General features: G+C 40.8%; 11 protein-coding genes. 7 read left to right on the top strand and 4 right to left on the bottom strand.

Going from position 1 to position 12,751, the window contains the following annotated elements; all coding sequences use genetic code 11:
- The first annotated feature begins 152 nt into the window (after positions 1–152).
- The 6 genes from QXE01_01755 (at position 153) to QXE01_01730 (ending at position 7,979) form a co-directional block, all read left to right on the top strand.
- Positions 153–668, top strand: coding sequence for a hypothetical protein (locus QXE01_01755; protein ID MEM4969958.1), 516 nt, complete (start codon positions 153–155; stop codon positions 666–668).
- Positions 665–2,812 carry a DEAD/DEAH box helicase gene (locus QXE01_01750; GenBank protein ID MEM4969957.1) on the top strand — a complete coding sequence of 716 codons (2,148 nt, stop codon included), beginning with the start codon at positions 665–667 and terminating at the stop codon, positions 2,810–2,812. The genes QXE01_01755 and QXE01_01750 overlap by 4 nt, the downstream gene beginning before the upstream one ends.
- A gap of 62 nt (positions 2,813–2,874) precedes the next feature.
- Entirely contained in the window at positions 2,875–4,407 is a 1,533-nt protein-coding gene (lysS, locus tag QXE01_01745; GenBank protein ID MEM4969956.1) for a lysine--tRNA ligase, read from the top strand.
- Between the two features lie 125 nt (positions 4,408–4,532).
- Entirely contained in the window at positions 4,533–5,207 is a 675-nt protein-coding gene (locus tag QXE01_01740) for a TFIIB-type zinc ribbon-containing protein (GenBank protein MEM4969955.1), read from the top strand.
- Positions 5,197–6,741 carry an ATP-binding protein gene (locus QXE01_01735; protein ID MEM4969954.1) on the top strand — a complete coding sequence of 515 codons (1,545 nt, stop codon included), beginning with the start codon at positions 5,197–5,199 and terminating at the stop codon, positions 6,739–6,741. Before QXE01_01740 ends, QXE01_01735 begins: the two co-directional genes overlap by 11 nt.
- A gap of 224 nt (positions 6,742–6,965) precedes the next feature.
- On the top strand, positions 6,966–7,979 hold the full coding sequence (locus QXE01_01730) for a homoserine dehydrogenase (protein MEM4969953.1): 1,014 nt from the start codon (positions 6,966–6,968) through the stop codon (positions 7,977–7,979).
- Positions 7,980–8,274: 295 nt separating this feature from the next.
- Here QXE01_01730 and QXE01_01725 read toward each other — a convergent pair whose 3' ends face one another.
- Positions 8,275–8,850 (bottom strand): hypothetical protein, encoded by a 576-nt coding sequence (locus QXE01_01725; protein ID MEM4969952.1) that lies wholly within the window; start codon positions 8,848–8,850, stop codon positions 8,275–8,277.
- A gap of 11 nt (positions 8,851–8,861) precedes the next feature.
- Positions 8,862–9,497 carry an HAD family hydrolase gene (locus tag QXE01_01720; GenBank protein MEM4969951.1) on the bottom strand — a complete coding sequence of 212 codons (636 nt, stop codon included), beginning with the start codon at positions 9,495–9,497 and terminating at the stop codon, positions 8,862–8,864.
- A gap of 206 nt (positions 9,498–9,703) precedes the next feature.
- Here QXE01_01720 and QXE01_01715 point away from each other — a divergent pair, with 206 nt between their 5' ends.
- Positions 9,704–10,846: a CBS domain-containing protein gene (locus tag QXE01_01715; GenBank protein MEM4969950.1), complete on the top strand. Its 1,143-nt coding sequence runs from the start codon at positions 9,704–9,706 to the stop codon at positions 10,844–10,846.
- Positions 10,847–10,888: 42 nt separating this feature from the next.
- On the opposite strand, the gene speB is transcribed toward QXE01_01715, so the two are convergent.
- Positions 10,889–11,854 carry an agmatinase gene (speB, locus tag QXE01_01710; protein MEM4969949.1) on the bottom strand — a complete coding sequence of 322 codons (966 nt, stop codon included), beginning with the start codon at positions 11,852–11,854 and terminating at the stop codon, positions 10,889–10,891.
- Between the two features lie 639 nt (positions 11,855–12,493).
- Positions 12,494–12,751, bottom strand: a 258-nt coding sequence (locus QXE01_01705; protein ID MEM4969948.1) for a hypothetical protein, incomplete at its 5' end; no start/stop codon positions are given.

Genomic DNA, 12,751 nt, shown 5'->3' with positions numbered 1-12,751 from the left:
CCAACCATATCAACTCTATTTCTAAGCTTATATTTTAAACACCAAATGAGAAACCGAGTATCTTAGCCCTGCTAATTAGATACCTCAAACTATACTCTTAGGTGGATAGTTTTTAACCCCCGTATATCTTAATACATATTTAGATGTAGAGCATGGAGGAAATAGCTAGATTTGGTGGGATTGAGCATAATATAGCCATCATGCTCGATGCGCTACAAAGCCTTGAAAGAATACTCGCAGATCTATATTATAGAGCATCACATATATCACCTCCAAATTGGAAGTTGCTATTAAGATATATCGCAGATCTATGTGCTAAACATGCGGAGTATGTATCTCTAACATATTATGAAGCAAGTTTAATTGAGAAGATGCTAAGCCCAGCTGAGCTCAAGGAAATCACTAGTGAAAGTATGAGGATCTTGGGAGATGTGGCTGAAATATATAAGAAGGTTAGAGATTCAAGCGAACTAAGAGAGATACTTACAGCTGTGGAAAGTATAGAGGAGATGGAGAAGATAGTACTTGAAGCACATGATATACTTGGAAAGCTAGAGGATACAGAAGATCGGTTTCCCATAGCTACGCTATTCAAGATTATATCGGAGGAGTGTAGGGTTAGAAGGGATATTTTAAAGGAGCTTATGAGGAGATCTCTAGATAGGTGAGTATTATAAGAGGCTGTCCAGATAATCCTGTACCGATCGAGCTTGTAGATCTTCCAGAGAAGATCAAATCTAGACTCATTAAAAGAGGGTATAAAAGCTTAACACCCCCACAGGCTGAAGCCATTAGAAGGGGGCTTCTCCAAGGGAAAAACCTAGTTGTTTCTGCACCAACTGCAAGTGGAAAAACGCTAATAGCAGAGATAGCCCTTGTAAACTCATACCTATTAGGTGGGATCGGAATATATACGTGTCCTCTAAAGGCTCTTGCAAATGAGAAATATCTAGAGTTTAAGGATTGGGAGGAGGTTTTAGGTCTAAGGGTTGGAATTAGTACTGGCGATTATGATAGATCCGGTGATGAGTTGGGATCCTATGACATAATTATAACCACCTATGAGAGGCTCGATTCTATACTAAGGCATAGGCCTAAATGGCTATCTAGGGTTAGGGTTTTAGTTATAGATGAAATCCACGAGATTGGGGATCCAGAAAGGGGGCCTGTGATCGAGATGATCATTGCAAGGGCTATGAGGCTGGGTATCCAGATAATAGGGTTAAGCGCTACCATAGGCAACCCAGAAGATCTCTCTGGATGGATAAAAGGTGAGCTAATTAACTGCAGCTGGAGACCTGTACCCCTGATCCAAGGCTTCTACGATAGATCTACTGGAACCATATATTATGAGGATAAAAGGGTTGAGAATGTAAAGGGAGATCTAATAAGCTATATGGTCTCTAAAGCCTATCTCGAGGATCAACAGCTCCTGATCTTCAGACACTCTAGAAGAGAAGCTGAGGCTATGGCTAGAAGTATTGCGGAGAGGCTCGGCTTATTAGGCCAATATATTGCTAAGGATAATAGCAAGGCTTTAAAGCTTGTAGAGGAGTTGAGGGAAAGAGCATCTGCTAAGATCGAATATGAATCGCTGGCTCCTTTAATATTGAAGGGAGTTGCCTATCACCATGCAGGGCTTTCGCTAGGATCTAGATCTGTTGTTGAGAGGGGTTTTAGAGAGAAGATTCTAAAGGTTGTAGTGGCAACACCAACACTCGCTGCCGGCGTTAATCTCCCTGCGAGAAGAGTTATTGTATATACGAGGAGATACTCTGATGGAGAATATGAGGATATATCTATAATGGAGTATAAGCAGATGGCTGGAAGGGCTGGGAGACCGCAATACGATCCATATGGGGAGGTGATTATAGCTGATAGAAGTAGGAGGGAGGCAGAGAGATACATATATGGATCTCCAGAGGAGATCTATTCCTCCCTCTCTAGCGAGAGAAGCCTAAGGATACATATACTATCCTTAATAGCATCTGGCTATGCAAGGAATAGAGAAGAGCTGATGGATATCTTCTCCCTCACATTCTATGGATATAGAGGGGGGAGGCTAGCAGACAATACTGTTAAGAGGATCCTTGGTGATCTTGATAGCTGGGGCATGATAAGGATCAAGGAGGAGATTTTGATCCCAACACAGCTAGGGTTGATGGTGGCGAAGCAATATCTAGATCCGCTCTCTGCTAAAAGAGCTCTAGATCTTCTAGCTACTAGAGAAGACATAGCAGATGATCTATGGTATCTCCATATAATCTCATACACACCTGATTTTCTTAGAAGCGTAAGCAGAAGAGGAGGGTATAGAGACTATGAGGAGGAAGCATTAAAGGCATTAGACCAAGGCTATATACCTCCACCCCATAAAGAAGATCTTTTCGAGGATGAGTGGTTAATAGCCTATAAATACGCAAAGATTCTAAAGGCGTGGATAGATGAGGAGAGCGAAGACCAAATAGTTGAGAAGCTAGGTATAATGCCAGGAGATCTAAGAGTGGTTGTTGAGACCGCAACATGGATCTCATATGCGCTCTCCGCAATATCAGCAGTTATACCCAAGGTAAAGCACCACTCAAGGGTACTTGAGAAGCTCTCAATAAGGATAGAGAATGGGGTTAAGGAGGAGTTAATACCCTTGATAAAGCTTAGAGGGATTGGGAGGGTTAGGGCGAGGATACTATATAATCATGGTATAAGAAGTATAGATGATCTTAGAAGAATAGATCCCAAGAGGCTTCTCAGCCTAAGAGGCTTTGGTGAAGCAATAGTAAGACAGATCTATGAGCAGCTGGACAAGCTATAATATGGTGATAAGGCTAGGTCATTTATTTAACGCTATTGCTAGGATATCTTAGGATGTTGCGAATGTGGGCTGAGGAGGTTGAGGAAAAGATAAAGAGGCTCAGGGAGCTGGGGAGAGACCCCTACCTCGTGTCATATAGATATGAGGTATCTGCTTTTGCTTCTGAGATAGCTGTTAAATATAGCTGGTTAAAGCCTGGTGAGGAGAGTAGCGATATAGTCTCTGTTGCTGGCAGGATCTGGCATATAAGGAGGCATGGTAAAATAACATTCATAGATCTTTATGACAATACAGGCAAGATCCAAGTGGTTGTTCGAAGTGATGTGATTAGGAAAGAAGATCTCGAGTTATTAGAGCTCATAGATAAGGGCGATATAATCGGTGTAAAGGGCAGGGTTATAAGAACTAAGGCAGGAGAGGTCTCTGTGCTGGCCGAGAGTATAGAGATACTCTCTATCTCATGGAGACCAATACCCTTTCACGAATTCGGTATCAAAGATCCTGAGCAGAGGTATAGGGAGAGGTATTTAGATATAATGCTTAACTCTAGGGTTAGACAGAGTATAATTAATCTATATAGGCTAGAATATAATATGAGGAAGATCTTGAATGATAAGGGCTTTATAGAGGTTCATACACCAAAGCTCCAACCCATATATGGAGGAGCACTCGCAAAACCCTTCGTAACTAGAATAGAGGCTCTTAAAAGGGAGGCATATTTAAGCATAGCACCTGAGACATATCTAAAAAGGTTGGTTGTTGCAGGGCTCTTCAGAGTCTATGAGATCTCTGTATGTTTTAGAAATGAGGATATAGATGCAACCCACTATCCTGAGTTTGTACAGCTAGAGATCTACCAGGCTTTTGCTGATTGGAATGATATCATGGCACTTGTTGAGGAGCTCATATCGGAGTCTGTTAGAAGTGTTTATGGAGACTATGTGGTTGAGGTGAAGGGAGATAAAGAGACATATATCCTCGACTTTAGAAGGCCTTGGAGGAGGATCTCGCTTGAAGACGCTATAGAGCAGTATGGGAAGATAAATATTAAGGGTAGGGGTGAGGATGAGATACTGGAGATCGCAAGATCCCTTGGTCTCGAGACAACAGATCCTAGAAAGGGGAAGATCTTAGAGAAGATATTTGAAAAAGTTGCACAGCCTAAGATAGAGAACCCAACCTTCGTCACACTATATCCAAGAGATATCTCCCCACTAGCTAGACCATATAGAGGCGATCCTAGATATAGCGAGAGATTCGAGCTATTTATTAAGGGTTTAGAGATAGGCAATGGATACTCAGAGCTCAACAACCCTGTTCTTCAATATTACTTCTTCAAGGAAGAAGAGGAGCTTAGAAAGAGATCTGGTAGAGCAGATTTAGAGGCCCACCCAATGGATAAAGACTATGTTAGAAGCCTTGAATATGGGCTCCCACCAACTGGGGGTGTTGGTATAGGGCTTTACAGGCTTTCAATGGTGCTTTCTGGGCTTAGCTCGATAAAGGATGTGATTCCATTTATATATGTAATTCCAGATGAGTTCCAATGCGCTGTAGAGCTGAATCCTAGATTACTAGATCTTTATCTCAAGTAAATCAAGATCTTTTAGATCAGATGTCCATATATTTTCACCCATCCCCCTGGGAGAGCCGGGGTGGATAAGGATCTGATGAAAAGGGAGATGTAGTATTACCTACACTAGGATCTATAGGGATCTATGTGTCATCATGCATATACTGCGGATCTAGAGAAGTGGTATATGATATACACCGAGGCTATATGGTATGCAGTAGCTGCGGATCTGTACTTGAGGTTATATATGAGAGTGAAACCGAGGCTATTAAAAGGCTTAGAAAAGCTAGAGATATAGCTGAGGGAGAGGATAGAAGATCCAGGATAACCAAGGCATCAATAAATATTGGACATATATATAAAACCTATAAAAGGGTTATCGGGGCTAGAAGGCTTAGAAAAGGTGTGGTTGTAAGGGATGATGTTATAATAGGCATTGCAAATAGATCTGGATTTTACAGGCTTTTCACACATGTTAAGGATAATCTTGTAGAAAGTCTACTCGATAGAAGCCCTGTCCTTAGAAAGGTTCTCGACATACTGAGGGACTATCCAAGTCTATATTCTAGAACAACTAGGGGGAAGGTTGCCGCTGCATATATCGCTGCAAAAGTAGCGCTAAACGATCCGATCATATATAGTCAGGTTTCGAAGTTCTTTGGATTAAGTAGAGTTCATATTAGGAGGATCAAATGTGCTGTGGAGAGCGCCAGGAGTTTGATAGCGAGGATATCTGTTATAGAAGATCTCTCGAGGGAGCTTACGAACGTAGATCATATGATCTCTGAGTATCTAAGGAGAGCTGGTGAAGATGCTTCATAGAATCTTTAAAAATAGGATCTCCGACACAGCAGTTGAGAGAGGCGTCTATAGAATCTCTTTAGAGGGGGAAGATCTATATGTATCTGGTTTCGAAGTATTAGTAAGGCTTGATGGTAAGAAGGCTAAAGAGGATCTCCAGGAGTCTGCTGAAAAGGCTATTAGGAATATGGTTCAGATGATAAGGGAAAAGATCTCTAGATCATCACAAATATATATTATAACCAGGATTACTAAGTACTTAGGAGGCACAGTAGTTATATGCTTAGATAGAAAGCCGGAATCAGGATTGATATGTAGGCTTGCATCCTCTATGCTGGAGGCTATCTCGAATAGAATCATTAGAACCCGAGAGCTATCTCAAAAGGAGCTTATAAACACCCTCATGATCCACAGAAAATATGGTGGAGAGCTGCTCTCCCTAAACAGCTTCTTCACCGATGAATTTTCGCTCCACACAGAAGATCTCCCTCTACCGAGGGTTCAACACATAGCTGATGGCATCCCCATTGGGGAAACCACGAGGTCTCGGGTTAAGCAGAGGATATATATACCGGTTGAGAGTATTGTAAGACATATAGCGATATTCGGCTCAACAGGATCTGGTAAATCGACTACTGCAGCATCCCTAGCCATTAGATCTAGAAGGAAGGGTGTTAGAGTTATAATACTTGACTGGCATGGCGAGTATAGAGATCTCATTGGAGGATATAGCGAGTATAAATATATAGCTGTTAATACTTCCCTAGTAGCCTCTATGCTCGAGAAACTAGCTACCAGATCCTCACTTCTCCTCGAAATCCTTGAAAGCGTTTTAGAACTATCACCAGCTCAGAGTCATCTACTCTCAACAGTAATAAGATCTATAAAGGATGCTACAAATATTAAGGGTAATATATTTGAGAAGATAGCTAGCTATATAGAAGTCTATAGAGAAGATGCTAGATGGATCTCCGAAACAAAGTTCTCTCTTCTAAGGAAGATACAGCCGTTTCTCGAAGAATCATTTGAGAATGAGGGGAGAATAGATATAAATGAGATCTTTGCATCAAGCTTCACCATAATGGATCTTTCGACTATAGATAGAGAAACGATAAAAGCCCTCACATCCCTATCAGTATTAAAGATACTAGAGATTCTTTCAAAAGAGAATAGAGATTTCATGAGTGAGAAAAAACTTGTAATAGTAGATGAGGCCCACCATATATTTAAGAGAAGTGAGGGAGCATCTGTGATAAGGAATATGCTCTCAGAGACTAGAAAGTGGAACCTAGGGATAGCAATTATATCTCAGTCCCCAAGCAGTTTAGGAGAAGATTCTCTTAAAAACACAAATACAAAAATTATTCATAGCATTAAATCAGATATAGATAGAAAGATCGTTAGAGAGTCTACTGTAATGCCGCGGGAATTAGAGGAGATCTTACCAGCACTAGATATAGGGGAAGCTGTGCTAGCATCCCCAGCATATCCGATAGCTATTCTAGTGAAAATCTATCCCCCTGATCATGATAGAGATGCAATAGATCTTAGATAGGGTATTTTAACTTTTTATAAGATTTACAGCTGAAAGCCTCGTCCTCTAAGCGGAGGGGAGTTTAGAACTAGAAGCTCGCTCCTTCTAGAGGTTTAAAAAAGCCTCAAGATAACGATGGTAACCAGCGATAAAAGAGTGATTCTCAGAGCTATAGTGCTGGCTAGCTTTCTCACTAGCAGTTATCTCTATATATTTTCTCTTTCGATATTATCAATCGATGTGCTATGAAGGAGGTTAGAACAGCTCTACTGGGTTTCGGGAATGTTGGTAGAGAGCTTGCCAAGGCTCTCTCTAGAAGGGCTGAATATATCGCTAAATATACTGGGTATAAAATAACCCTAGCTCTTATAGCTACATCTAAGGGGTATATAGAGTTTGGAGGGGATTGGAGGGAGAGGGTTCTGGAATATGCTATGAGATATGAGGCCAGAGATAGAGGTTTTCTAAGGCCTCTAGGTGATTTCTGGAGGATCATAGATGGGTTGATGCCAGATATCGTTCTAATAGCTATTCCCCCATCATATGATAGTGGAGAGCCTAACATCTCCATATATAAAGGGCTTATAGAAAGGGGGATAAATGTTGTAACAGCTGATAAAACAGGTCTTGCACTGAAATACTCTGAGCTAATCAATAATGCAAAGAAGAAAAACGTATATATAGGCTATAGGGCTACAGTTATGGCTGGCACCCCTGCAATAGATGTTATAAGGGGTGTTAGGGGGAGGGAGATAAGGGTTATAAGGGGTGTATTAAATGCTACAACCAACTATATATTAAGCCTTGTTGAAAAGGGTCTGGGATATAGGGAGGCCATAGGAAGGGCGATAGAGGAGAAACTTGCTGAACCCGATCCCAGGATAGATGTTGAAGGTGTAGATGCAGCAGCAAAGCTAGCTATATTAGCCAATGAGGCAGGTCTAAACACAGATCTCAACGAGGTTAGAAGAAGATCTCTCACCGAGATCTCGGAAGATGATGTTAGAAAAGCTCGGAGGGAGGGAGGCGCTGTGAAATATGTGGCATATGCAGATATATATAGAAAGGAGCTGAGGGTTTCCCCAGAGATCCTCGGACCCGATGATCCTTTAGCACATATTACCGGTAATTATAATGGTTTAACCATAGATCTTGAGGGAGATAGGATAACGCTTATAGGACCGGCCGGGCCGGCGTGGAGAACCGCTAATGTGATGATCACAGATCTGATTGAATATATATCTACAAGAATATCTTGAAAACCAGCATCTATAGCATGTCCCAACCTAGAGGATAGTGTTTATCCCGAGATATTAGCGGTTGGACAGCAACTCCAAAGATCTCATTGACGCGTGTAATAAATATAGATAAGAGTTAAGTGCGGCCCTCAGACTCGAGATATCTTGAGCATATATCTCGATTACAAGTAAGTTGTCCGAACAGGATGACCTAGCATATACTCTATCTGGATTAGGAGGAGATCTTATTTCAAGCGATATAGCCTCGCATACTGCTCTCAACATCTTCCCTTGCCCAGCTATCTCTATCAAAGCCTTATGAACCCTCTTTATATGTTCTAACCGCTGATCGGATCCCAATTCTTGGCCCACACCTCTTTCCATTCTTAGAAAACCATATATATATCATACCATCCCCACCTTCTATATGGATCATCCCATCCTCTGTCTCCCCACCTTCTAGCTTATCCCCTATCTCCAGCACCTCCTTTAAGATCTCTTTAACGGTCTCACACATAGTGGATGAACATTTATCAGATACTATCTTAGGGGATCTGATAGAGCATGTGGATAGCCTTTGCTCTCTACTTAACTTTATAGATCTAATTACGATATAGCCTATTCTAACTAAGCTTTTATCTATTCTCTTATAAATATCCATTCTACCTGGATTCGCCTTCCATGTGTTAACCACTATTAATGTTCTATAGCCCTCCAGAAACATGATCCCTGCAAGATCATCTAGGCTCTTTTTACCCCTATTAATCTTCTTAGCCCTAGCTATAGTTCTCACGAGATCATTTATAAAGGATCTAACCCTTCTAGAAGGCCTATGACTAGATGTAACTAAAATATCTTTAACCATACCTTTTATATCCCTACCAAAACTCATATCCACCGAGTTTAACTCCCCTTTGATAAGATTGCTTCAAGAGCCTTAGGCAGTTGTGATAGGGAAGAGATTATGGCGTCAGGGACTATTTGATCAATTCTTATGCCGAGAGCCTGTCCATAGACCTCGTTCACATAATCAGATCTCTTAACATATATAGCTTTAAGCTTATAGAGCTTGGGATAATATACATCGAATACTATGTTATCCCCTATAGATATCTTCTCTAAAGGCTCAATAGCTATATCATAGAATTCTCTTGAACTTTTTATACAACCCTTTTTATCTGGCGTTATAATTTCATCAAAAAGATCTATTAGCCCTGTTTCCCTTAAAACACATTCCTGGTACTTCCATAGCCCATTTGTAGATAGCACTAGATAGAACCCCTTTTCCCTTAACCTCTTAAGGATCTCTGGGGCTTCATCCAGGATCACAGCTTTATGGCAGACCCTTCTAAGCTCTTCCAGGAAGTTTGTAGAAATCCTATTACGACTCCCTATAACCTCATATAGTATATCATCCCAATCATAAGCTCTAGGGCTCCCTACTCTGATTCTTTCTAAATGCTTGTTCTTAAAGATCTCAGCAACTTCTTCAAATCTTATTCCCATAATATCTGCAACAAGCCCATAGATCTTAGGCATCACATATCTTCCTAGAGGATTTGTTACGAGTGTGTTATCTAAATCTATGAAAAGAGCTACCTTAAAGAGGGCTCACCAATGCATATTCATCTTAGACACCTATAATTCTAGCTTCAACCCGACATAGATCTTGCAATATAAGCTCTTCTCACTAAATATTCTACATTTTAGCTTCTAAGAACTCCATATAATGGAGTGGAATATCGTTGAAGATATCTGAGATCATGAGGAGGGATATTCCAACGCTTAAGAAAGATGATCTAATTGGGAAGGCTATATCTATTATGTCATCAGAGGGCCTATGGATTCTCCCTGTTGTTAGTGGCGAGGGAAAGCTAATAGGGGTTTTAAGCTATAGGGAGCTTCTTGAGAGAAGAGTGGGGCCTAAAGCCAGGGTATCTAGCATCATGTATCCCCCATATTCCGTGTATGTGGATGACGATGTTGGAGAGGCGATTGGGAAGATATATATGCTTAGGGTCAGAGGTGTTCCTGTAGTTGATAGAGGTGGATATCTAGCTGGGCTGGTTATGAGAGAGGATATAATAAAATATATGATGAGCTATAACCAGCTGCCTGGTGGAAAGGTACAGAGTATAATGAGTAGTCCCGTTATAACCGTTGATTCCAATGAATCCGTTGCTAGGGCAAGAATAATCATGTTGAAAAATGGTGTAACAAAGCTCCCAGTGGTAGATGGTGGGAAGCTATATGGGATCATAAGTATGAGGGATCTTGCTGAGAAGATCTACTATGTTCACTTCCAAATAGGCCCTAGAAGGGTAGGCTACTATAAAACAGAGGAGGAGATCCTAGCAGCTCCTGTGAGGGATATAGCATCAACACCTGTGATAACAGTTGATAGGGAGGATCCTATTAGAAAGGTTGCAGAGCTTATTATCAAGAAGAGATACTCTGGCTTCCCGGTAATGGATGGCGAAAACCTGGTTGGGATCGTCACAAGTTTTGATATAATTAAATCTGTTGTAAGGGTAAGGGAGGCTATACCGATTGAAGCAAGGATCTCTGATCTTGAGGATGAGAGGTATAGGGAGTCACTTAATAGACTAATAAGCAGCTATACAGCTAAGATCTCGAGATTAACAAAGATCCTTGATATGAAGGTAGTGGTTAAAAGATTGTCTAAAGCCGGTGAGGGGGGTGCATATATAGTTAATGTGTATATCAAAACAAACGATGATCAATATTCTGTGGAGGAGATAGACAAGGATCCTCTAATAGCTGCGAGAAGAGCGCTTGAGATAATATCCAAAAAGATATATAAATACTATGACAGACTTAGAACCCTCAAGAGAAAAAGATCCCAGCAGGAATATCCAGTGGTATAATCATTTTCTTCCATACTTTCCATACTCTGAACTACTACATAGCTATACCTTCTCAACCATACCGGCTACTCTCTTCACCCTCATATTATCTCTAATAATATGGTATGCCTTCACAGACATAGCTTCATATATGAGGTTTGCCGCCAATAAACATGTGATCCCAGAGTGATCTAATGGTGGGCATACCTCAACTACATCAAAACCGATTAGATCTATGTTGCTTTTCGAGAGAGATCTCAGGATCTCAATTATCTCCCTAGATGTAAAGCCCCCAACCTCCCTTGTTCCTGTTCCTGGGGCGTATGCGGGGTCGACAACGTCTATATCGAGTGATATATATACTTTACCCTCTAGCTTTAATACCTTTCCTAATAACCACTCTATTCCATTAGATGCAATATCCTCCATAAATATTATGTCTATAGGAACAGTAGATTCTTTTGGATATTCAAGATCCTCCTTACTGAACTGTGGACCCCTTATACCTATCTGTATCACTCTGCTCACCAAACCCTCCTCAATAGCTCTTCTAACCCATGTTCCATGGGTATATCTCTCCCCACCCCAATAGGCGGGCCAATAATCTAAGTGACTATCCATATGAATCAATATAGGTTTATGTCTCGAAATCCCTCTGAGAACGCCGAGCGTTATACTATGATCTCCACCTGCTATAAATGGAACTATATTCCTAGAGCTTATCTCCCTCACCAAATCCTCAATCACATCTAGGGTTCTCTCTATATTAGTTGGGATGACATCGATATCACCATAATCTATTGCCCTAAGAACTCTGAATGGATATACATCAAGCACCCTATTATATGGTCTTAGTAAGCGGGACTCAAGCCTTATACATGTAGGAGCAAGCCTAGCACCACTATAAAAAGTTGTTCCACCATCAAATGGGATTCCTAGGAATAGTCCGAGAGGAGATACATCATCAAGGGATCTATTGTATGGGAGCCTTGCAAATGTTACTATCTGTGCAAAGCGAGGAGAGATCATAGGATCTAGCTGCTCACCAGGTCTATGCTCCAATATATCCCCTAAATAATAATGCAGAAAAACTTTTAAAATGTCTCCATAAACACCCCATAGATGCAAGGATAAAAAATAAAAACATTTTCACATAATCTATATCTAGACATTGATAGATAGGGGGATCAGCATGGAGAGAACAATCTTCACCCCTCTGAGTGCACAGGCCTCATCACTATTACCAGTATTTCTCAACACCTTATAACTTTTTACAATTAATAGCCTCACCATCTAGAGTGGAAGAGGAGGTTAGAGTGGAAAGGCTGTTTCTGACCTAATAACATATTTAAATGCTTTAATTATTTCTAGTTATTCAGAGCTCTTGACAGAGAGTCGAAGACGCTGAGAAGAACAGTTGTTCATAAGGGCTAGGTTAGTAGATTTGGTAGAGAAGAACTTAGAGAGATAGAGGAAGCCTATAAAGAGATGCTTGGGGAGAAGCTAGACCATGCTCTAAAACACAGTGCTTCTCAAGAGACCCACAAGCCCACACATGTTGCTGAGGGGTCCGAAGCCCACTCACCATTAAGGGATCCATTTAACATGGGTGAAGCTAGTGATCCCACACCGAGGGCTAACCCCAATCACGGAAATGAGTCAACTATGTTATCTAGGCTTTATCCCATATATTGATATGAATATACCGTATCTTTCAACTTTAAGTATCTCTAGGCCTAAAAATCTAATCAGATTTATATAGGTATTTTCATCTAAAGGCTTCACTCTTAAAAGATATGAGAAGATCTTACCTCTAATACTGTTAGTTGTTGCAACAGCTATTCTAAAGCTACCCATGTTCTTAAGGATCCTCCTCATCTCTTTAAACACCTTTTCTTTATCTTCAGCAATATGTATTGCGAAGCT

It is taken from the genome of Sulfolobales archaeon (assembly GCA_038897115.1).
Lineage (GTDB): Archaea > Thermoproteota > Thermoprotei_A > Sulfolobales > AG1 > AG1.
Note: the sequence above shows the minus strand (reverse complement) of the source record. Positions and strands in the feature narration are given on the sequence as shown.